The 21,325-nt window shown below is 72.2% G+C and carries 15 protein-coding genes and 2 pseudogenes; 6 read left to right on the top strand and 11 right to left on the bottom strand.

Annotated elements, in window-relative coordinates:
• Window positions 1–89: 89 nt before the first annotated feature.
• The 3 genes and pseudogenes from ppdK to ACZ4Z4_RS01660 form a co-directional block, all read right to left on the bottom strand.
• Window positions 90–2,828, bottom strand: coding sequence for a pyruvate, phosphate dikinase (ppdK, locus tag ACZ4Z4_RS01670; RefSeq protein ID WP_468320716.1), 2,739 nt, complete (start codon window positions 2,826–2,828; stop codon window positions 90–92).
• Between the two features lie 439 nt (window positions 2,829–3,267).
• A pseudogene (locus ACZ4Z4_RS01665) lies at window positions 3,268–3,906 on the bottom strand (ROK family protein); the annotation flags it as partial.
• A 600-nt stretch (window positions 3,907–4,506) separates the two neighbouring features.
• A pseudogene (locus tag ACZ4Z4_RS01660) lies at window positions 4,507–5,097 on the bottom strand (ROK family protein); the annotation flags it as partial.
• A 136-nt stretch (window positions 5,098–5,233) separates the two neighbouring features.
• Between ACZ4Z4_RS01660 and ACZ4Z4_RS01655 the strand changes: the two are divergent.
• From ACZ4Z4_RS01655 to ACZ4Z4_RS01640, 4 genes are all read left to right on the top strand, one after another.
• Complete coding sequence (locus tag ACZ4Z4_RS01655) at window positions 5,234–6,715, top strand: MGH1-like glycoside hydrolase domain-containing protein (RefSeq protein ID WP_468320714.1); 1,482 nt, start codon at window positions 5,234–5,236, stop codon at window positions 6,713–6,715.
• Window positions 6,712–8,676, top strand: coding sequence for an amylo-alpha-1,6-glucosidase (locus tag ACZ4Z4_RS01650; protein ID WP_468320712.1), 1,965 nt, complete (start codon window positions 6,712–6,714; stop codon window positions 8,674–8,676). Before ACZ4Z4_RS01655 ends, ACZ4Z4_RS01650 begins: the two co-directional genes overlap by 4 nt.
• A gap of 240 nt (window positions 8,677–8,916) precedes the next feature.
• Complete coding sequence (locus tag ACZ4Z4_RS01645; RefSeq protein ID WP_468320709.1) at window positions 8,917–9,156, top strand: hypothetical protein; 240 nt, start codon at window positions 8,917–8,919, stop codon at window positions 9,154–9,156.
• An 88-nt stretch (window positions 9,157–9,244) separates the two neighbouring features.
• Window positions 9,245–11,386 (top strand): hypothetical protein, encoded by a 2,142-nt coding sequence (locus ACZ4Z4_RS01640; protein WP_468320706.1) that lies wholly within the window; start codon window positions 9,245–9,247, stop codon window positions 11,384–11,386.
• Window positions 11,387–11,399: 13 nt separating this feature from the next.
• On the opposite strand, the gene ACZ4Z4_RS01635 is transcribed toward ACZ4Z4_RS01640, so the two are convergent.
• From ACZ4Z4_RS01635 to ACZ4Z4_RS01625, 3 genes are read right to left on the bottom strand one after another with little or no spacing between them, the layout of a single operon-like run.
• Window positions 11,400–12,260, bottom strand: coding sequence for a carbohydrate ABC transporter permease (locus ACZ4Z4_RS01635; protein WP_468320704.1), 861 nt, complete (start codon window positions 12,258–12,260; stop codon window positions 11,400–11,402).
• Between the two features lie 5 nt (window positions 12,261–12,265).
• Window positions 12,266–13,195, bottom strand: coding sequence for a carbohydrate ABC transporter permease (locus ACZ4Z4_RS01630; protein WP_468320702.1), 930 nt, complete (start codon window positions 13,193–13,195; stop codon window positions 12,266–12,268).
• On the bottom strand, window positions 13,192–14,457 hold the full coding sequence (locus tag ACZ4Z4_RS01625; RefSeq protein ID WP_468320700.1) for an ABC transporter substrate-binding protein: 1,266 nt from the start codon (window positions 14,455–14,457) through the stop codon (window positions 13,192–13,194). The genes ACZ4Z4_RS01630 and ACZ4Z4_RS01625 overlap by 4 nt, the downstream gene beginning before the upstream one ends.
• A 225-nt stretch (window positions 14,458–14,682) precedes the next feature.
• Here ACZ4Z4_RS01625 and ACZ4Z4_RS01620 point away from each other — a divergent pair, with 225 nt between their 5' ends.
• Both ACZ4Z4_RS01620 and ACZ4Z4_RS01615 read left to right on the top strand, forming a co-directional pair.
• The gene (locus ACZ4Z4_RS01620; RefSeq protein WP_468320697.1) at window positions 14,683–15,324 is read left to right on the top strand and encodes a hypothetical protein; all 642 of its coding nucleotides are present in this window, start codon (window positions 14,683–14,685) and stop codon (window positions 15,322–15,324) included.
• 98 nt (window positions 15,325–15,422) lie between these two features.
• Window positions 15,423–15,860, top strand: coding sequence for a group III truncated hemoglobin (locus tag ACZ4Z4_RS01615; RefSeq protein ID WP_468320695.1), 438 nt, complete (start codon window positions 15,423–15,425; stop codon window positions 15,858–15,860).
• Between the two features lie 32 nt (window positions 15,861–15,892).
• Here the strand turns inward: ACZ4Z4_RS01615 and ACZ4Z4_RS01610 are convergent, their stop codons facing one another.
• The 5 genes from ACZ4Z4_RS01610 to nirB all read right to left on the bottom strand — a co-directional run bounded on the left by ACZ4Z4_RS01610 (window position 15,893) and on the right by nirB (window position 21,324).
• Window positions 15,893–16,819 (bottom strand): oxidoreductase, encoded by a 927-nt coding sequence (locus ACZ4Z4_RS01610; protein WP_468320692.1) that lies wholly within the window; start codon window positions 16,817–16,819, stop codon window positions 15,893–15,895.
• A gap of 113 nt (window positions 16,820–16,932) precedes the next feature.
• Window positions 16,933–17,712 carry an SDR family NAD(P)-dependent oxidoreductase gene (locus ACZ4Z4_RS01605; protein ID WP_468320689.1) on the bottom strand — a complete coding sequence of 260 codons (780 nt, stop codon included), beginning with the start codon at window positions 17,710–17,712 and terminating at the stop codon, window positions 16,933–16,935.
• Window positions 17,713–17,806: 94 nt separating this feature from the next.
• Window positions 17,807–18,391, bottom strand: coding sequence for a TetR/AcrR family transcriptional regulator (locus tag ACZ4Z4_RS01600; protein ID WP_468320686.1), 585 nt, complete (start codon window positions 18,389–18,391; stop codon window positions 17,807–17,809).
• A gap of 33 nt (window positions 18,392–18,424) precedes the next feature.
• On the bottom strand, window positions 18,425–18,766 hold the full coding sequence (gene nirD, locus ACZ4Z4_RS01595) for a nitrite reductase small subunit NirD (protein WP_468320683.1): 342 nt from the start codon (window positions 18,764–18,766) through the stop codon (window positions 18,425–18,427).
• A complete protein-coding gene (nirB, locus tag ACZ4Z4_RS01590; RefSeq protein WP_468320680.1) occupies window positions 18,763–21,324 on the bottom strand; it encodes a nitrite reductase large subunit NirB in 2,562 nt (853 codons plus the stop codon). Before nirB ends, nirD begins: the two co-directional genes overlap by 4 nt.
• Window position 21,325: the final 1 nt, after the last annotated feature.

Raw genomic sequence — 21,325 nt, 5'->3', positions numbered from 1 at the left:
GGAACCGCCGCCGCATCGGTACTGAGGGTCGGGGACGCGGCGACGGTCCCGGAGTCTGTCCGGTGCCGTGGGGCACCGGGGAGCGCGGGCTACCGGTGGTCGCTGCCCGCCGAGTGGGAGGCCGCGCGACCGGCCTCCAGACGGGCCACCGGGATGCGGAACGGCGAGCAGGAGACGTAGTCCAGGCCCACCTCGTGGAAGAAGTGCACGGACTCCGGGTCGCCGCCGTGCTCGCCGCAGACGCCGAGCTTGAGGTCGGGGCGCGTGGCGCGGCCGGCCTTGACCGCGTCCTTCACCAGCTTGCCGACGCCGTCCTTGTCGATGGTCTCGAAGGGCGAGACCCCGAAGATGCCCTTCTCCAGGTACGCCGTGAAGAAGCTCGCCTCCACGTCGTCCCGCGAGAAGCCCCAGACGGTCTGCGTGAGGTCGTTCGTGCCGAAGGAGAAGAACTCGGCGGCCTCCGCGATCTGGTCCGCGGTGAGCGCGGCGCGCGGCAGCTCGATCATCGTGCCGAGCGCCAGCTTCAGGTCGACGCCGGTGGTCTCCTGGACCTCCGCGATGACCTGCTCGGCCTCCTCGCGGACGATCTCCAGCTCCTGGACGGTGCCGACGAGCGGAATCATGATCTCCGCACGCGGGTCGCCCTTGGCGGTCTTCCGCTCGGCCGCCGCCTCCGCGATGGCCCGCACCTGCATGGTGAACAGACCGGGGATGACCAGACCGAGGCGCACACCGCGCAGGCCCAGCATCGGGTTCTGCTCGTGCAGGCGGTGCACGGCCTGGAGGAGGCGCAGGTCGTTCTCGTTGGCGTCCTTGCGGGACTCGGCGAGGGCGACACGGACGGAGAGCTCGGTGATGTCGGGCAGGAACTCGTGCAGCGGCGGGTCCAGGAGGCGGACCGTGACCGGCAGGCCGTCCATCGCCTCGAAGAGCTCCACGAAGTCCTGCTTCTGGAGCGGCAGGAGCTCCTTCAGGGCGTCCTCGCGCTCCTCGTCGGCGTCGGCGAGGATCAGCCGCTCGACCATCTCGCGGCGTTCACCGAGGAACATGTGCTCGGTGCGGCACAGGCCGATGCCCTGCGCGCCGAAGCGGCGGGCCCGCAGCGCGTCCTCGGCGTTGTCCGCGTTGGCGCGGACCCGCAGGCGGCGCACCCGGTCCGCGTACGCCATGATCCGGTGCACGGCGGCGACCAGCTCGTCGGCGTCGTCGGCGCCCGCGTGCATGCGGCCCTCGAAGTACTCCACGACGGGCGAGGGCACGACGGGCACCTCACCGAGGTACACCTTGCCGGTCGAGCCGTCGATGGAGACGGTGTCGCCCTCCTCGACGACCACGCCGCCCGGCGCGGTGAGGCAGCGCCGCTTGGTGTCGACCTCCAGCTCCTCGGCGCCGCAGACACAGGTCTTGCCCATGCCGCGCGCCACGACCGCCGCGTGCGAGGTCTTGCCGCCGCGCGAGGTCAGGATGCCCTCGGCGGCGATCATGCCGTCGAGGTCGTCGGGGTTGGTCTCGCGGCGGATCAGGATGACCTTCTCGCCGGAGCGCGACCACTTGATCGCGGTGTACGAGTCGAAGACGGCCTTGCCGACGGCGGCACCCGGTGACGCGGCGATGCCGCGACCCAACTGCTCGACCTTGGCGCTCTCGTCGAAGCGCGGGAACATCAGCTGCGCGAGCTGCGCGCCGTTGACGCGCTGGAGCGCCTCGGCCTCGTCGATGAGCCCCTGGTCCACCAGCTGCGTCGCGATGCGGAAGGCGGCACCGGCGGTGCGCTTGCCGACGCGGGTCTGGAGCATCCACAGCTGCCCGCGCTCGATGGTGAACTCGATGTCGCAGAGATCCTTGTAGTGCGTCTCCAGGGTCTCCATGATCTGCATGAGCTGGTCGTACGACTTCTTGTCGATCTGCTCCAGATCGGCGAGCGGCACGGTGTTGCGGATGCCCGCCACGACGTCCTCGCCCTGCGCGTTCTGGAGGTAGTCGCCGTACACGCCCTGGTGGCCGCTGGCCGGGTCGCGGGTGAACGCGACGCCCGTGCCGGAGTCGGGGCCGAGGTTGCCGAAGACCATCGAGCAGACGTTGACGGCCGTGCCGAGGTCGCCGGGGATGCGCTCCTGGCGGCGGTAGAGCTTGGCGCGGTCGGTGTTCCACGACTCGAAGACCGAACGGATCGCGAGGTCCATCTGCTCGCGCGGGTCCTGCGGGAACTCCCGCCCGGCCTCCGTCTTGACGATCTTCTTGAACTTGGTGACCAGCTTCTTCAGGTCGGCCGCTTCGAGGTCCGTGTCGACCGCGACCTTCTTCGCCTTCTTGGCGGCCTCCAGCGCGTCCTCGAAGAGGTCGCCGTCGACGCCGAGGACGGTCTTGCCGAACATCTGGATGAGCCGGCGGTACGAGTCCCACGCGAAGCGGTCGTCGCCGGACTGCTTGGCGAGGCCCGTCACGGACTTGTCGGAGAGCCCGATGTTCAGGACGGTGTCCATCATGCCGGGCATCGAGAACTTGGCGCCCGAGCGCACCGAGACGAGCAGCGGGTCGTCGGCCTGGCCGAGCTTCTTGCCCATCTTCTTCTCGAGGGCGTCGAGGTGCGCACTCACCTCGTCGCGCAGCTCGGCCGGCTCCTCGCCGCTGTCGAGGTACGTCTTGCACGCCTCGGTGGTGATGGTGAAGCCCGGCGGGACGGGCAGCCCGAGGTTGGTCATCTCGGCGAGGTTCGCACCCTTCCCGCCGAGCAGGTCCTTGAGGTCCTTGTTGCCTTCGGTGAAGTCGTAAACGAACTTAACGCCCTCACTCGTGTGAGCTACGTGGGGATCTTTGTTTTCCGACACGGGTCTCGGCTCCTCGAGGACTCGGTGGCTGCCCTGACGGCGAGGAACATACCCAGATCGAAGGCACCTGGGTACGTCCACTTGCGCGTCATGCGGCCGTAACCACCCGTCCGCCGCTAGATCGAAAGTGACTCGGCAGTAGCGGAGGTGTCCGGCGTGGTTTCAAGACTTGAACTCACGACTCGCGTAGAACCCATAAAACGCTCAGATGAGCGGGGTGAACTCAGATGTGAGTTCACCTCATGAATGATCGAGCAGTGGCACTGAGTGCCACCCCTTGGAGAAGTGCAGTCGGCCGTGGAGGCCTCGGCGGGCGCTCATCTGAGCGCAACCCCTATCAGGGGTGGCGAGAATCACGCCGTTTGAAGGGGCCGGATGTCGGCATCCGGAGCTCCGCCGGACGCCCCGGACCGCCCGCGCGAGCGGTTCGCGCGCCGTGCTACACACCCAGCGCGAGGAGCCGCGCCTCCACCCTCTCGGGGGCGTACAGGTGCTCGACCACGAGTTTTCCCGCGCCGATCAGCGCCGCGTGTTCGCCCAGGCGCGAGGTGACCACCTCCAGGTGGGCCGTGGAGCGCGGCAGCGCGCGCCGGTAGAGCAGTTCGCGGACGCCCGTGAGGAAAGGGGTTCCGGCCAGATCTCCGGCGATCATCAAAACGCCCGGGTTGAGCAGCGTCACGACCGTCGCGAGCACCTCCCCGACGTGCCGCCCCGCCTCCCGCGCGAGCCCCACGGCGAGCGGGTGCCCCGCCTCCAGGAGGCGCCGCACGTCCGAGCCGGACGCCGCGGGTACGCCCGCCTCCGCCAGCCGGCGGGCCACGGCGCGGCCGCTGGCCACGGCGGCCAGACAGCCGTACGAGCCGCACTTGCAGAGTGCGTCCGCACCCTCGGACACGCGGACGTGCCCGATGTCGCCGGCGCCCCCGTCGATGCCCCGGTACACATCACCGCCGACGACGACCCCGGCCCCGATCCCCGTGCCCACCTTGACCAGCACGAAGGCCGAACAGTCCGGGTGGTGGGTGCGCTGCTCGCCGTACGCCATGAGGTTGGCGTCGTTGTCGACGAACACGGGCACGTCGAGGGACGACGCCCTGTCGGGCGTGTTGCGGGGGCCGGGGCTCGGCTGCTTGGTGGGCGTACCGCCCGTCCGCTCGGCGGGTCTGCTGCGCGGCTGCTCGGCGGTGGCCCCGCCGGTCATGCTGCCGGGGCCACCGCCCGGCTGCTGGGCGGGCGTACTGCTTGGCTGCTGGGCGCACCTGCCGCCTGGCCGTTCGAGGGGCTCGCGGCCTGTACGCCCATTGGGCGCATCGCTCGGGCGCTCGGCGGCCGCGCCGTGCGGCTGCTCGGGGGGCCTGCCGCCCGTGCGCCCCGCGGGGACATCGCTCGGGCGCTCGGCGGGCTCGTCGCCCGGTTGCTGGGCGGACGTACTGCTTGGCTGCTGGGCGGACCTGCCGCCTGGCCGTTCGACGGGCTCGCGGCCCGTGCGTCCATCGGGCACATCGCTCAAGCGCTCGGCGGGCACATCGTCCGGCTGCGCGGTGGACTCGCCGTCCGGGCGCTCGGCGGCCGCGCCGTGCGGCTGCTCGGGGGGCCTGCTGCCCGGGCGCCCCGCCGGCGCACCGCCCATCCCCCCGGCGGACGCACCCCCCATCCGCCCGCCGCCCGCCCGCCCCGCGGGCGCACCACCCGTGTGCTCCGCGAATGCCCGGCGCAGGCGGGCCCTTATGTCGTAGCCGTCCCAGCCCGGCATGATCGGGGGCTGTATGACGCGGCCCGTTGCGCTGTCGACCGGGCCCGGTACCGCGAGGCCCATGCCGCAGACCGAGCCGGGCGGGTGGCCCGTGGTGCGCAGTAGTTCGGCGAAGTGGGCGCCGAGTTCGGTGAGTACCGTGTCCGGGCCGTCCTCGACGGCCAGGGGGGCCGTGCGCTCGGCGAGGATTTCGCCGGTGAGGGTCAGCAGGGCGGTGCGGGCGTGCCGGGTCTCCAGGGCGGCGGTGAGGACGACGGCGTGCGTGGCGTCGAACTCCAGCCTGAGCGCGGGCCGCCCCCCGAGCGGCGAGTCCACCGGCCCCCCGGCCCCCTCTCGCAGCCACCCCGCGCGGAACAGCCGGTCGAGCCGCTGCCCGACGGTGGCCCGGGAGAGTCCGGTGGCCTGTTGCAGGGCGCCCCGCGTGGTGGCGCGGCCGCTGCGCACGAGGTGCAGCAGGTCTCCGGCGCCACCCGCGGTGACCCCCGTTCGCGTACGCCCCCGGCCCGCCGTCCGCATGCGCCCTCCCGCGCTCGCCAGCTCCTTGTGCGCCTCAACTCTGCGCTACATAGTGGGTTTTGCGTAGTGAGTAGGCGTAACTCTAGGGTTCCGTCAGCCGAAGTGACAGGGCGGCGAGTCTTTCGGGGAGGACCGCGTGGACCGCACCACGACCACCTGGCCCGCCGCTCACCGCGCCGCCGCCCGGCGGCGGACGCTGCGGGAGCGGGCGGCGGAGGTGCTGCGGGCCAACTGGACGGGCACGTCGACCGTCCCGTCCCGCGCGCTCTACCCCCACCAGTGGTCCTGGGACTCCGCCTTCATCGCGATCGGCCTGCGCCACCTCTCGCCGCTGCGCGCCCAGACGGAGCTGGAGACGCTCCTCGCCGCCCAGTGGGGCGACGGCCGCGTCCCGCACATCGTGTTCGACGACGCCGTCCCGCTCGACGCGTACTTCCCGAGCCCCGACTTCTGGCGCTCCACGACGGCGGGCCGTCCGGCCGGCGCACCCGGCGACGTGCAGACCTCCGGCCTCGTGCAGCCGCCGGTGCACGCGCTCGCCGCCTGGCTGGTGCACCGCGCCGACCCCGGCCTGTCCAGGGCCCGTTCCTTCCTCGGCCGCCTCCACCCGCACCTGACCGCCTGGCACCACTACCTGCTCTCCGCCAGGGACGCGGGCGGCGCGGGCCTCGCCGCCGTGCTGCACCCCTGGGAGCAGGGCATGGACAACAGCCCTTGCTGGGACGGCCCGTTGAGCCGCGTCGAGCCCGCCGATCCCGGCACCTACCGCCGCGCGGACCTGGCCCACGGGGCAGCCGAGGACCGGCCGACGGACCTGGACTACGGCCGGTACGTGCGGCTGGCGGCCGCGTACCGGGACCGGCGGTACGCGGACGGCGCGGCCCCCGGCGCCTTCCCGGTCGAAGGCACCTTCCCGGTCGAGAGCGCCTTCTCGGTCGAGAGCGCCTTCTCGGTCGAGGACCCGGCCTTCAACGCGCTGCTGATCGCGTCCGAATACGCGCTCGCCCGGATCGAGGACGAACTGGCCGCGGAAGGCGTCACGTTGACCCGTGACCCGGACGAGCGACGGGCGCGTGCGGAGGCGCTGACCGGGACGCTGGTGGACCGCCTCTGGGACCCGTGCCGCGAGCTCTTCCTCTGCCGCGACCTGCGCGCCCCCGGCCCGGCCGGCGAGCTCGTCGCCGAGCGCGGCGTCGCCGGTCTCGTCCCCCTCGTCCTGCCCGCGCTGCCGCCCGGCATCGCCGCGGCCCTGGTGCGCACCGCGTGCGGCCCGCACTTCGGCCTTGGCGGCCCGGCGCGGCTCGTGCCGAGCTACGACCTCACGGGGCCCGCCTTCGACCCGCGGCGGTACTGGCGCGGCCCCGCCTGGTTCAACACCAACTGGCTCCTCGTGAAGGGGCTGCGGCTGCACGGCGACCACCAACGGGCCGACGGGCTGCGCGACGCGCTCCTCGACGCGGCCCTCACCTCCGGGTTCGCCGAGTACGCCGACCCGTACACCGCCCGCGGGAGCGGCGCACGCGGCTTCGCCTGGACCGCGGCGCTCGCGCTGGATCTGCTGCTCGACGACGGCCGTGGCGAGCGGGCCGGGCCCTCCGGAGAAGAGGTGTGGGCATGAGTGATCGGCATCGGCTGCTGGTGCGGGGGCGGACGTTCGCGGCCGTCGGCGCGGGCGGTGACATCAGCGGCGTCGGCGCCGCGCGCGGTGGCGGCACGGGCCCGGACGGCCTGTTCGTACGGGACGCGCGGCATCTCAGCCGCTGGCAGCTGACCGTCGACGGGGCCGTCCCCGAGGTCCTCACACCCGTCGACACGTCTGGCGCGGCAGGCGGCGCGGCGCGCTGCGTCCTGGTGCCGCGCGGTGGCCGCCAGGAGCCTCCCGCGTACACCCTCTTCCGCGAACAGGCCGTCGCGGGCGGCGTGTTCGTCGAGAACCTGCGGGTCCTGAGCAACCGCCCGGTGCCGACCCGGATCGGGCTCGCGCTGACCGTGGACGCCGACTTCACCGACCAGTTCGAGCTGCGCGCCGACCACCGCACGTACGCGAAGCCGGGCGCCGTCAGGTCACGGCGGCCCCTCGACGCGGGCGAGGGCGTCGAGTTCACCTACCGGCGGGGCGAGTGGCGTTCCCGTACGACGGTGACGGCCGACCCGGCGCCGGACGGCATCGAGGAGACCGGCACCGGCGCGCGGCGCCTCGTATGGACGCTGGAGCTCGCCCCGCACGCCTCGGTGGAGGTGGCACTGAGTGCCGCCGCGCAGCCGCACGGAGAGCCCCCGCCGCGCGCGCCCGCGTCCGCCGCGGAGGCCGGGCGCCAACTCACCGCGATCGAGGCGGAGTACGCGTCGGGCGTCGCGCTGCCCACCGCCTGGCCGGAGCTCGCGGCGGCCTGCGCCCGCGGCCTCGCGGACCTCGCGGCGCTCCAGGTCCCGGCGCGGGGCCCCGACGGCGAGGAGCTGCGCGTGCCCGGCGCCGGAGTGCCCTGGTTCCTCACGCTGCTGGGCCGCGACGCCCTGCTGACCTCCCTCTTCGCGCTGCCCTATCTGCCGCGCCTCGCCGCCGCGACGCTGCCCGCGCTCGCCGCGGCGCAGGCCACGGAGGCCGTGGACGGCGCGGTCGCCCAGCCGGGCAAGATCGTCCACGAGGTGCGGCACGGCGAGCTCGCGCACTTCGGGCAGGTGCCGTTCGGCCGCTACTACGGCTCCGTCGACGCGACCCCCCTCTTCCTGGTGCTCCTCGGCGCCTACACGGAACAGACCGGGGACAGCACGCTCGCCCGCCGCCTGGAGCCGCACGCCCGCGCCGCCGTCGGCTGGCTGCTCGACCACGGCGGACTCACCTCGCGCGGCTACCTCGTCTACCGCGCGGACGAGGGCGGCCTCGCCAACCAGAACTGGAAGGACTCGCCCGGCGCGATCTGCTCCGCCGACGGCAGCGGGGCGACGGGCCCCGTCATGGCGGCGGGCGCGCAGGGTTACGCGTACGACGCCCTGCGGCGGACCGCCCGTCTCGCGCGGACCGTCTGGGGCGACACGGTGTACGCGGACCTGCTCGCCCAGGCGGCGGCCGACCTGCGGGACCGCTTCCAGCGGGACTTCTGGATGCCGGACCGCGGCTTCCCCGCGCTCGCCCTGGACGGCGAGGGGCACCGGCTCGACGCGCTCGCCTCGGACGCGGGCCATCTGCTCTGGTCCGGGCTGCTCGACAAGGAGTACGGCGAGACGGTGGGCCGCCGCCTCCTGGAGCCCGACTTCTTCTCGGGCTGGGGCGTCCGGACGCTCGCCGCCGGGCAGCCCGCGTTCCACCCCCTCTCCTACCACCGCGGCTCGGTGTGGCCGCACGACAACGCCCTGATCGCGCTCGGCCTCGCCCGCTACGGCCTGCACGACGAGGCCCGCGCGGTGGCCCACGGCCTCGTCTCCGCGGCCACCACGGCGGACGGCCGCCTCCCCGAGGTCCTCGCCGGCTACGACAAACACACCCACCCGACCCCGGTCCCGTACCCCCACTCCTGCCTCCCGGAATCCCGCTCGGCGGCGGCCCCCCTGGCCCTGCTGACGGCGGTGGGCGGGGCGTGACTTTTACCAGTGGGGTGCCGCATGGTCAATCGGGCACGGGAGTTCGATAAACCGGTGACGTGAAGTCGTCGGCCGGTTGTTTTTCCTAACGGCGACTTCGAACTGGTCTGCCCATCGGATAAGTATGGCTATTCCGCGCGTGCCGATGCCAGCATCGTTGGCATTCCTAACACGCCTCTGCGGAACGGGTGTTGGCCACCGGGTCGACGTACGGCCGCACCTTTCCGAAGGGCCGCAGCCATGCCTTCACTGCCGGAATCCGGCCGTCCTTCCGATGAACCCGTCGACGAGCTCCGGCGCAAGGAGCGGGAGCTGGCCGAAGCGGAGGCCAAGGCGTCACGGCGCCTGCGGATGGCGAACCGGCTGCTGCTCCTGCGAGCCGCGCTCGCGGCGACCGAGGCGGTGACGGGCAATCCGGCCTACCGGTCGGCGGGCATGGCCGTCCAGTGGGCCATCGACCGACTCCAGAACTCCGAGTGATGCGAGGCGAGGCATGAGCAAGGCCATGACCGACGGACCGTTTCCGATGCCGGTGTCGCGGGAGCGGCAAGAAGTCTGGATTGAGGCCGTGCTGGCCACTGAGGGGGTCAACCTTCCCCGTGGCGCGCTGGAGAACATCTCCCCCTTCGTCGTCGACCCCGAGGAGACACTAAGCGAGCCCGACGCCCAGGGGGTGCGCACGCTCAAGGGCGGCGCCGTCCGGCGCATTCGCACCGACGCCGGTGACATGGTCGTCGCCGTCGTCCGCATGCACGGCGTCGGCGGTGTGCAGTGGGGGCACAACGAGCGGATCAGCTCCATCTGGCGGTCCGTCGCCGACCCGACCGTGGGCCCGGAGACCGAGGGGACGCTGGCCTCGCTCCGGCCGTGGCGGGAGGTCGACGAGGACGGCAACGAAACCTTCTTCGCCGCGCTGGAAAGCAGCGTGCCCGACCGGCAGGCCCTGATGATGAACGCCGAGGACGCGGCGGACGGGTTGGAGAAGAAGGGGAATCGGCGCACATACGACCTGGAGGCGGACCTGGTCCTGAACGGACAGCAGGACCCTGGAATGTATGTTCCCCAACAGGTGTGCCTCCAGAACAATCCGGAGAAGGGGTCGGACGGCAAGCCACTTTACCCTGACGCCTATTGGGGATGGATGGCAGTTCGAGGAAACAATCGAACACAGAAGAGGCAGTCGATTTTCGGTTTGACTTCCGGTGAGGTTCTTTCCGGTGTACCGCTGGAGAAACTGGAGCGGGAAGGCGACGGAGTCGTCTGCGATCCCCGTGTCTGGCTCCCGCAGTTCTCCGCCCTCCTCAACAAGGAGCACGCGGAGACGGAGGACGACGACTTGGACCCCACCAACAGTCCGCGCGCGCGACGGGCGGCCGCCGTCGCGGTGGTCGACGCGCACCTGGTGGTCGGCACGCCGACCCCGCAACGGCTCTACCGCATCGTGCAGATGAACAACCGCAGGGACCACGTGCATCCGCCGCTGGAGTTCGAGGCCCTCGACCGCTCACGGGCACTGGGGCGGAGCGTGCTGGGGATGTACGTCGCCCAGCGGGTCATGGACGAGAAGACGGCCGAGGTCCTCGCGGGACTCGCGCCCATCCGTGAACTCCCGGGAGCCACCGCCGACATGGCGGTGTCGGAGCTGCGTGACATGCGGTCCATGCTGCTGCTCCAGGCATTCTTCCCCCGCGACGCCCACAGACAGCTTTTGCTGCGGCGCGCGCTCAGCGAGCTGCACCCGCCGTCCCAGCTCCAGGCGGGGGAGATCAACCAGAGGGCCCGCACTTGGTCCGCGCTGACCAGCGAAAGCTTCCCGAGGAGCTGGAATCCGCGTGTGGGGGAGGTCTTCTCCACCAGGGTCCGTGGCGGCATCGATCTGGACGGACGCAGGCTGCCGGAGCTTCTCGCCGCGGCCGGTACCGACGACACGGCCTTCGAGGAACTGGTGTCCTACCGGGCCGCGCACTGGCTGGCGTCCTTCGGGATCATCGAGCCCGACCGGGGCTCACTCGACGGCCAGGAGGCGATCGGCGACACGGGCGAGCGGGTCCGGCGTTCGCGCAGGACCGTCATGAACTGCCTCCAAGCGCTGCGCAACAAGCGTCGACCGATGGCCGTCGGTGTCCTGAAGGCGCTCGCGACGGCCATGGACGACGGGGACCGCAGGCCCTGGCGGGTCAGTGGCCAGGGCAAGGAGCTGCCCGGCCGGGCCATGGATTCGCTCTGGTTCGACCTGGAGTTCCCGAAGGAGACCGGGACGCGGCCGCGCAAGTCGGCGGCTCCCGTAGTGCCGAAGCAGCCGGGGGGACGGGTTCCGATGCCGGCCGGAACTCTGCCGTTCCCGGCCACGCCCGGGGCCTCGGCAGCCACGCCCGCGTCCCCGGCGCCAGCCGCGCCCCCGTCCGCCGCGACGGCATCGGCCGCCCCGCTCTCCGCGCCGCCGGCGGGGCCCGCGGTGAGTCGGCCCGCCCCCGGTGGCACCCCCGCCTCCCTCCTGACCCGTGTCGAAGACCGGATCAAGGGCCTGCACGCCGTCGCCGCCGAGGTCGCCGTGCTTCTGGAGGAACTCGCCGTGGAGAGCGACACCGCATCCGTGGAGCACCCCATCGCCCGGGACCGCGCCGACGCCCTCGTACGCCTGGTGAACCAGTCCCTGACCAAGCTGCGCAAGCTGCCCGAGCGCGTGGAGGATCTGACCGAACCCGAATGACACCTGTTATGACCTAGTCGTCGATGCCCGAGCGCTCCACCCCCGCCACGATCCACCGCTGGAAGAACAGGAACACCACAAGGAGCGGCACGATCGACACCGCTGCCGCGACGAACAGTTCGTGCAGGCGGATGACCTGGGACGTCGTGAAGGTGGCGAGGGCCACCTGGACCGTCCACGCGTCGCGGTCCTGGCCGATGACCAGGGGCCAGAGGAAGGAGTTCCACGCGCCGATGAACACGATCGTGCCGACGGCCGCGAAGACCGGGCGGGAGTTGGGGACGACCACGCGCCAGTACGTGCGCCAGTAGCCGAGGCCGTCCACCCGCGCCGCGTCCTCCAGCTCCCTGGGGAAGCCCAGGAAGTACTGGCGGAAGATGAAGCAGGCGAAGGCGGAGAACAGGGTCGGGACGATCAGGCCGCGCAGGGTGGAGACCCAGCCGAGCGACGAGACCAGCACGAAGCTCGGGACGAAGGTGACGGCGGCCGGGACCATCATCGTGCCGAGGATCGCGTAGAAGACGCGGTCGGCGTGGCGGTAGGGGATGCGGGCCAGGCCGTACCCGGCGAGCGAGGCGAGGACGAGGGTGCCGAGCGTCGTCGCGACGGCGATCAGGGAGGAGTTGAGCAGGGCGCGGGCCATCGGCACGGCCGGGTCGGCGAAGAGCTCGGAGAGGTTCGACCAGTGCAGCGTCGAGGGGAAGAACGTCCAGTCGGGGGAGGTGATGTCGTCCTCGGACGCGAGGCCGTTGCGGACGAGGAGGTAGAAGGGGATGAGGAACAGCAGCGCGAGGGCGATGAGCAGGGCGACCCGCAGCGCGCGGCCCACCCGGACCAGACCGTCCTCAAGTGGCCTCTTCACCGGTGTGGTCACGGTCCTCAGTCCTCCTTCCGGCCGAGGCCGAACCAGCGTGCCTGGCCGACCGTCACCACCGCGATGATCAGCGCCAGGAGCACCGCGCCCGCGCTGCCCAGGCCGAGGTTCTGCTCCCGGCCGAGTGCCGTGTAGTAGAGGTAGACGAGCGGCGGGCGCGCGTGGGGCGGGTAGCCGCTGGAGGTCGAGAGCAGGTTGTAGAACTCGTCGAAGGCCTGGAAGGCGTTGATGACGAGGAGCAGCGTGACGGCGACCGAGGTCGCGCGCAGCTGCGGGAGCGTGATGTGGCGCAGGACCTGCCAGCCGGGCCGTGCGCCGTCCACGGCGGCCGCCTCGTAGACGGTGGGGGAGATGCGTTGCAGGCCCGCGAGGAACAGGATCATGTAGAAGCCTGCCTGGAGCCAGAGGCGCACGGTGACGATGACCAGCCAGTACCAGGGCGGTTCCGTGGTCGAGAGCCAGGCGACCTGGTCGGCGCCGAACCAGTCGAGGACGGTGTTGGCGAGCCCGAACCGCACCCCGTTGAAGATCGACAGCTTCCAGATCAGCGCCGCCACGACGTAGCTGCACGCCGCGGGCAGGAAGAAGACCGAGCGGAAGAACGCCTGGGCGCGCCGCATCCGGTTCACCATCAGGGCGAGCGCGAGGGAGAGGACGAAGGTCGTCGGGACGATGAACGCAGAGAAGACCGCGAAGGTGACGAGACTGTCGGTGAACGCATCGTTCCGCAGCATCGACGTGTAGTTGTCGAGGCCGACGAAGTCGTCGGGCGAGACGGTGTTGTGGGCGTCGAAGAAGCTCAGGTACACGCTCCAGGCGAGCGGCACATAGGTGAAGAGGGCCAGGCCGAGCGCGAAGGGGCCGACGAAGATCCAGAACCAGAGGGTGCGGTTCTGGGTGCCGAGGAGCCGGCTCCCGGCGGGGGCGCGGCTCACGACTTCTTCTTGACCCGGTCGAGCTCCGCCCGCACCTTGCGTACGACGGATTTCACCTCGCTCTCCGGATTCGCGCCGGACTTGATGATCCGGCTCAGCGCGTCCTGGTACGCGGTGCGGCTCGCCGGGGTCCACAGCAGCGGCTCGGAGTAGCCGTACTCGGTGGAGTAGCGCACGGCGTCCGCCGCCGGGCCCTCCTTCAGCTTGTCGGCCTTCTTCGCGAGGGAGAGCCTGGCCGGGATGTGGAAGCCGTAGGACAGCGCGAAGTCCTCCTGGTACTCCGTCCTGTCGATCCACAGCCACTTCAGGAAGTCCTTCGCCTCCTTCTTGTGGCCGCTGCGGGCGCTCACCGCCGCGCCGTACGCCCCGACGGGCAGCGCCGCCCTGCCGTCGGGGCCGTCGGCGGGCAGCGCGAGGACACCGAAGTCGTCGCCCAGCTCCTTCCGCACGGCGGGCAGCGCCCACAGCCCGCACCACTGCATGGCGGTCAGCTCCTGCACGAACGCCGACGGGTCCGACCAGTCGGCGGGCGCGCCGAGCAGCAGCGACTTGTCGGCGTACAGCTGGCGCAGCCTGCCGAGGGCGCGGGCGGCCGCCGGGTCGTCGAAGCCGACCTTCCCGTCCTCGGTGACGGAGGAGAGGCCCGCCGCGTACAGGGGCGTGACGCCGAGGGCGCCCGCGCCGCCGTCGTTGCCGAGGAAGAGGCCCTTCACGTCCTTCGTGGTGAGCGCCTTCGCCGCGTCGACCAGCTCGTCCATGCTCTCCGGCGGCCGCACCCCGGCGTCGTCGAGCAGGCTCTTGCGGTAGTAGAGCAGGTGCATGTCGACGACCTGCGGGATCGCCCAGATCTTCCCGTCGTACGTCTTGGGGGCGAGCACGACCGGATTGAAGTCGTCGCGCACACCGTCGAACAGGTCGGTGAGGTCGACGACCTGACCGCCCCGGATCTGATCCAAGGAGGGGCCGTTGACCTCGAAGACGTCGGGGCCGGAGTCCGTGAGCAGCGCCGCCGCGGTCTGCTCGTCGTAGTTGCCGGGACGCCACTGGACGCTGACGTCCGCCTTCTCGTACGCGGCGGCGTACCGCTTCACGGCCTGCTCGGTGCCCGCCTCGCCGTACTGGTGGTACCACTGCGCGAGCCGCGGGCCCTTGCCGCCCGAGCCGCCGCCGTCGCGCCCTGTGTTGGACCCGCACGCGGTGAGCAGCCCGAGGGCGGCGCCCGTCGCACCCGTCCCGAGAAGTGTCCTGCGGCTGATGGCCATGCTGGTCGTCCCCCTGCGTGACGTAGGTGTGTGCCGGGCCCAACGATCAACCATGCGGCGGGATTACGACAGGGGTGTTGCAGCCGAGTGTCACCTGTCGGACACGCTGCGGCAGGGCGCGGGCGGGCGTGCCGCGTCAGTGCGCCGTCAAGGTGGGCCCTTGGTGTGTATGCGGCGCGTCAAGGGCGACGACGCGGTTCGGCGTACCGTCGTACTGTGCCGCACATGGGACACAACAGGACGAGACGGGGCGCCGCGCGGGCCACGGGGGCGCGCGGTGAGGCGGGCGCGCGCTGGGGGACGGGCGCGCGCCGGGGGACGGGTGCGCCCTGCGGGACGGATGCGCCTTACGGGCCGGGGAGTCCCTACGCGACCGTGGCGGACCGCGGCTGGGCGGCCGACGTGCGGACCGCCGTCTACTGCTCGCTCGGGCTCCTCGGGCTCGTCCTCTTCATCGACTGGGCCGGCGGCACCCTCGCCCCCGTCCGCCTCTGCCTGTGGGTCCCGCTCTCCGCGCTGCTCTACCTGGTCCTGCACCCCGTACGGGTGACCGCGGGGCCCGGCTGGCTCGCGGTACGGGGCCTCGGGCGCCGCAAGCACGTCTGCACCAATCTGCTGACCGCCGTGCGGCACCGCGAGGGCGTCGCCGCCCGGCTCGTCCTGTGCGACTCGCTCGGCAACCGCGTCGAGCTGGACCCGCGGGTCCTCGTCGACAACCCGCTCCTCCTGCACCGCCTCGACACCGGCGCCCGCGCCGCGCGGGAGGCCGGGCTGCTCAGGACGGGCTGCACCGAGCTGCGGCGGCTCACCGAGCGCGCGGACGGGGCGGCGGCGAAGGCCGTCTTCGAGGCGTCCGACCTGCGCTGAAGACAGGCGACCTCCGCTGAGGACAGGCGATCTCCGCCGAAGGACAGACTCCGAGGGACTTCGGCGCCGGGCACCCCACCCGTGGCACAGTTTGAAGGGTGGACATCGCATCCCGCGCCGACCTCGACGTGCTCCTCCGCCGCTTCTACACGGCCGCCTTCGCCGACCCCTTGATCGGCCCCTTCTTCACGGAGATCGCCGGCACCGACCTCGACGCGCACCTGCCGCACATCGCCGACTTCTGGGAGCGGGCGCTCTTGCGCACCGCCGAGTACCGGCGCGACGCGTTCGCCCCGCACGCCGCGCTGCACACGGCGCGCCCGCTCACCGCCGCGCACTTCGGCCGCTGGGTACAGCTGTGGCACGCCTGTGTCGACGGACTGCACCGGGGCCCGGTCGCGGACCGCGCCAAGGCGCAGGGTGAGCGGATCGCGCTCGCCCTGCTCCGGCGTCTCGGCGGCGGGGACGCGCCGACCGCCGGGGACGGCCCCGGCTTCGTCCCGCTGGCGGCGCTGGAGCTCCGCAGGGCGGCGTGACGCGTACGCCGCTCAGCCCTTGAGGTCGTCGCTCAGCCCTTGAGCCCGTCGTACCGCACGCGCGTGAGGCCCTCGGAGGCCGCCCAGAGCCGTTCGCCCGCCACGTCGTTCCGTGTCCACGGCGCCCGCCACGACCGGGTGGGCGCCCCGCGGAACCCGAGGGGTCCCGGCCCGGTGAACGAGTCGGGCCGTACGCCGGGCGCCGTCGCCGCGTAGAGCGTGGGCAGCGCCCCGGCCGCGGCGGACTGCGCGACGAACCGGTTGCCGAGCGCCATGACCCGCTCGGTGCCCCTGCGGCCCGTCATCCTGGGACCCGCGCTCTGCAAATTGGTCGAGGCGTAGCCGGGGTGGGCGGCGGCCGCGACGGTGTCGCAGCCGGTGGCGGCCAGGCGGCGCGCCAGCTCGTGGACGAAGAGGAGATTGGCCGTCTTGGAGCGGCCGTAGGCGAGCCAACGGCGGTAGTTCCGCTCGCTGTTGAGGTCTCCGATGTCGAGGTTGGCGAGCGCGTGCAGACCGGAGGAGACGGTGATGACGCGCGCGCCGGGGGTCTCCAGAAGGCGGGGCAGGAGCAGGCCCGTGAGCGCGAAGTGCCCGAGGTGGTTGACGCCGAACTGCGTCTCGAAGCCGTCCGCGGTGCGGCGGTAGGGGAGCGCCATCACGCCCGCGTTGTTGATCAGGAGATCAAGGCGCGCGCTGTCGTACGAGTCCGCGAACCGCCGTACGGACGCCAGGTCCGCCAGGTCGAGCGGCGCGAACTCGGCGCGGGCGCCCGGAACTTCGCCGAGCAGCCGGTCGACCGCGGCGCGCCCGCGTTCCTCGCTGCGGCAGGCGAGCAGCACCCGGGCGCCGCGGCGGGCCAGTTCGCGTGCGGTGACGTGGCCGATGCCGCTGTTCGCACCGGTGACCACGGCCGTGCGGCCGCTCTGGTCGGGGATGTCGTTCGCGGTCCACGCCGCCATGGCCGGGCTCCCTCGCATCGACTTCTTACTCAGGGGTAAGTCGGGTTACCCCAGGGTAGGACGGGCGAGGGAGCCTGCGGCAGGGGCGGGCGGTTCGCGGCGGGGGCTCGCCGTCAGGCCGCCGCGCCGCCGTCGATCACCAGATCGGCGCCGACCACCGAGCCGGATTCGTCGGAGGCCAGGTACAGGACCGCCGCGGCGACCTCCGCGGTCGTCGACACGCGGCCGAGCGGCGTCGACTCCTTCATGCGCGAGGCCCGGCCGGCCTCGGTCTCGCCCGGCTGGAGCGACATGGAGGTGGCGGAGGCGCCCGGGCTGACGGTGTTGATGCGGACGCCGTCCCTGATGTGCTCGGCGGCGGCCGCGCGGCTCAGCGCGGAGACGGCCGCCTTGGTCGCCCCGTAGGCGGCCGTGCCCGGCACGCTGGTGTGCGCGCCGAGGTTCGAGGCGATGTTCACGATGGCGCCGCCCGTGGGCTGCGTGCGCATCTGCTTGACCTCGGCCTGGAGGGCGAGCAGGACGCCGGTGACGTTGATGTCGAGCATCGTGCGCCAGTCCTCCTCGGGCAGCTCGGCGACGGGCTGTCCGGCGCGCAGGACGCCCGCGTTGTTCACGGCCACGTCCAGGGAGCCGAAGCGGTCGACGGTGGCGGCGACGAGCGCGGTGAGGTCGGCGGAGCGGGAGACGTCGGCGGTGACGGCGAGGGCCTTGCCCCCGGCGCCCTCGATGAGCTCCACGGTCTCCTTCAAGGGGCCCTCGGTGCGCCCGGCGACGACGACGTTCGCGCCCTCGGCGGCGAAGGCCAGAGCCATGGCCCGGCCGAGGCCGGAGCCGCCGCCGGTGACGAGGGCGGTGCGTCCTGCGAAGCGGGAGCGGGTGACGGAAGCAGACATGGCAACGTCTCTTTTCTTGACCGATCGGTTCAATATAAGGGCAAATAAAAAGGGGTGCAGGGGGGCGCTGTAAGGCCGCGTGGACGGCCGGCCCTCAGTCCAGCAGGGCCAGCGCCTGCTCCACCGCGTCCCGCACCCGTGCCGGATCCGCGGAGGCCTTGCCGACCACCCGCACGCCCTGCATCACGACGAGCAGCATGCGGGCGAGCGTGAGCGGGTCGCGGTCCTCGGGCAGCTCGCCCTGCGCCTGCGCGCGGACGAGCGCGGAGTGCAGCAGGGTCTCGACATGGTCCCAGCTGCGCTCGACGCCGCGGGCGGCCGCCTCGTCGTGCGGGCCCAGCTCGGCCGCGGTGTTGGTGACGAAACACCCGGCCAGGCGGCCCTCCTCGGAGGTGGACTCCGCGCCGAAGCGGCGCACCACCGCGCGCACGGCGGGCAGTGCGGGGCCGGGCTGGGCCAGCTCGGCGAGCAGCAGCGGGCGCTGGAGCTCGCCGTACCTCTCCAGTGCCTTCAGGTACAGCTCGTGCTTGTTCCCGAAGGTCGCGTAGATGCTGGCGCGCCCGATGCCGAGCGCCTCGACGAGGTCCGCCATCGACGTCGCCTCGTAGCCGCGCCGCCAGAACAGCTCCAGGGCCGAGTGCAGCGCGGCGTCCGGATCGAATTCCTTGGTCCTGGCCACGAGGGGAACGCTACGTCTTTTTGGAACGCCCGGTCAAGCAACTCGTACAGGGTGCACCGCGACCGACACCTCCTCGTCGTCCAGGCACCGCCCCGTCTCCAGGTCGAACCGCTGCTTCAGGAGCGGCGAGGCGACGAACGGCCGCCCGCGCTCCGTCCCGAGCAGCCCCCGGGAGAGGACCGCGGCGCCCGTGAACGGGTCGCGGTTGTCGATCGCGTACGTGCGGCCCTCGCGGTCGAGGAAGAGCGCGGCCTGCCGGCCGTCGGGCAGCAGGGCGGCGAGGCCCCGACCCGGCATCAGCTGCGTACGGTCGCAGATCTCCAACCAGTCGTCGTCCAGGCGCAGTTGGACGCTGGCGGACGTCGATTCGCTCATCGTGCGGCTCCTTCCAGGGGGCGGGGGCTGATGGACAGCAGGGGCAGGTCCGGCTTGATCTGGTCGCGCTCGGGGACGAAGCCGACCGTGGGGTCGGGCACGCCCGGCGCGTTCACGAAGGAGACGAAGCGCGCGAGGCGCTCCGGGTCGTCCAGGGTCTCGGCCCACTCGTCGCGGTAGTGCGTGACGTGGGCGGCCATCAGCGACTCCAGCTCGTCGCAGATGCCGAGCGAGTCGTGGACGACGACGTCGCGCACGTGGTCGAGGCCGCCGTCGATCCGGTCCAGCCAGGCGGCGGTGCGCTCCAGGCGGTCGGCGGTGCGGATGTAGAACATCAGGAACCGGTCGATGAGGCGCACCAGTTCGGCGTCGCTCAGATCCTGCGCGAGCAGGTCCGCGTGGCGCGGGGTGGCGCCGCCGTTGCCGCCGACGTACAAATTCCAGCCGCTCGCCGTGGCGATCACGCCGAAGTCCTTGGACTGGGCCTCGGCGCACTCGCGGGCGCAGCCGGAGACCGCCGACTTCAGCTTGTGCGGGGCGCGCAGGCCGCGGTAGCGCAGTTCGAGGTCGATGGCCATACGGACGGAGTCCTGCACGCCGTACCGGCACCAGGTCTGCCCCACGCACGACTTCACGGTGCGCAGCGCCTTGCCGTAGGCGTGCCCGGACTCGAACCCCGCGTCCACCAACCGCGCCCAGATCACCGGCAGTTGCTCGACGCGCGCGCCGAACAAATCGATGCGCTGCCCGCCGGTGATCTTCGTGTAGAGGCCGAAGTCCCGCGCCACCTCACCGATGACGATCAGCTTCTCCGGGGTGATCTCGCCGCCGGGGATGCGGGGCACCACCGAATAGGAGCCGTTCTTCTGGAGGTTGGCGAGGAAGTGGTCGTTGGTGTCCTGGAGCGCGGCCTGCTCGCCGTCGAGGACGTAGCCGCCCGCGCCGATCGTCGGGGCGAGCGACGCGATGATCGAGCCGACCGCGGGCTTGCACTCGTCGCACCCCTCGCCGCCGCGCGCCTCCTCGCGGCCGTGCGCGTCGAGGAGTTCGCGGAAGGAGGTGATGCGCAGGGCGTGGACGATCTCGTACAGCTCCTGGCGGGTCTGCGCGAAGCAGCCGCACAGCCCGCCGTCACCGCTCTTCGGCAGGAGCTGCCCGATCACCTTCAGGCAACTCCCGCAGCCCGTACCGGCCTTGGTGCACTTCTTCACCTCGGGCAGCGAGGAGCAGGCGCAGATCTGGTCCTTGGTGACGTTGTGGCAGTTGCAGATCACCGCGGAGCCGGGCAGCGCCTCCGGGCCGAGCGCCACCGGGGCGCCCGCGCCCGCGGGCAGCACCAACTGCTCGGCGGGCACCGGCGGTACGGAACCGGTGAGCGGACGCAGCAGCCCGTACGCCTCCGCGTCACCGACCAGGATGCCGCCGAGCAGTTCACCGCCGGGCGCCATCACCAGCTTCTTGTACGTCCCCGAGCGCGAGTCGGTGTAGACGACGTCCAGGCAGCCCTCCGCTGTGCCGTGCGCGTCACCGAACGACGCCACGTCGACACCGAGGAGCTTCAGCTTGGTCGACAGGTCGGCGCCGGTGAACGCCGCCTCCCGGGAGGCGATGGCGGCGGCGGCCGTCTGCGCCATCTCGTAGCCGGGCGCGACCAGGCCGTAGACCCGGCCGTCCGCCGCGAGGGCGCACTCGCCGATCGCGTACACGTGCGGGTCGCTGGTGCGGCACTGCTCGTCGACCGTGATGCCGCCGCGCTCACCGACCGTCAGACCGTGCTCGCGGGCGAGCTGGTCGCGCGGCCGCACGCCCGCCGAGAACACCACCAGATCCGTGGCGACCTCGCTGCCGTCGGACAGCTTCATGCCGGTCACGGCGCCGTCCTCGCCCGTCACGATCTCCTGCGTGCCGGTGCCGGTGTGCACGGTCAGACCCATGCCGGTGATGGTCCGCAGCAGCGCGGCGCCGCCGCCCTCGTCGACCTGCACCGGCATCAGCCGCGGCGCGAACTCCACGACGTGCGTGGCGAGTCCGAGCCCCTTCAGGGCGCCCGCCGCCTCCAGGCCGAGCAGCCCGCCGCCGACGACCGCGCCGGTGGTGGCGCGCCGCTTCGCGTACTCCTCGATGGCGAGCAGGTCCTCGATCGTGCGGTAGACGAAACAGCCCGTCGCGTCCTTGCCGGGCACCGGCGGCACGAAGGGGTAGGAGCCGGTCGCGAGCACGAGCGTGTCGTACGCGAAGACGGCGCCGGAGCGCGCGGTCACCGTCCTCGCCTCGCGGTCGAAGCTCTCCGCCGCGTCGCCCACGTACAGCTCGATGCCGTGCTCGTCGAGGAACGCCCGGTCGGTCATGGAGAGTTCGTCGGGCGTGCGGCCCGAGAAGTACGAGGTGAGCTGTACCCGGTCGTAGGCGGGGCGCGGCTCCTCGCACAGCACCACGATCCGGTGGCTCGCCGTGAGGCCCTGCTCGGCGGCGGCCTCCAGGAACCGCTGGCCGACCATGCCGTGCCCGACGAGTACGAGAGTGGGGCGGGGGTGCGGGGTCTGTGCGGGCGTGGGCATC

Source organism: Streptomyces sp. NPDC030245 (genome assembly GCF_055572995.1).
This window is presented reverse-complemented; position numbering and strand designations above follow the sequence as displayed.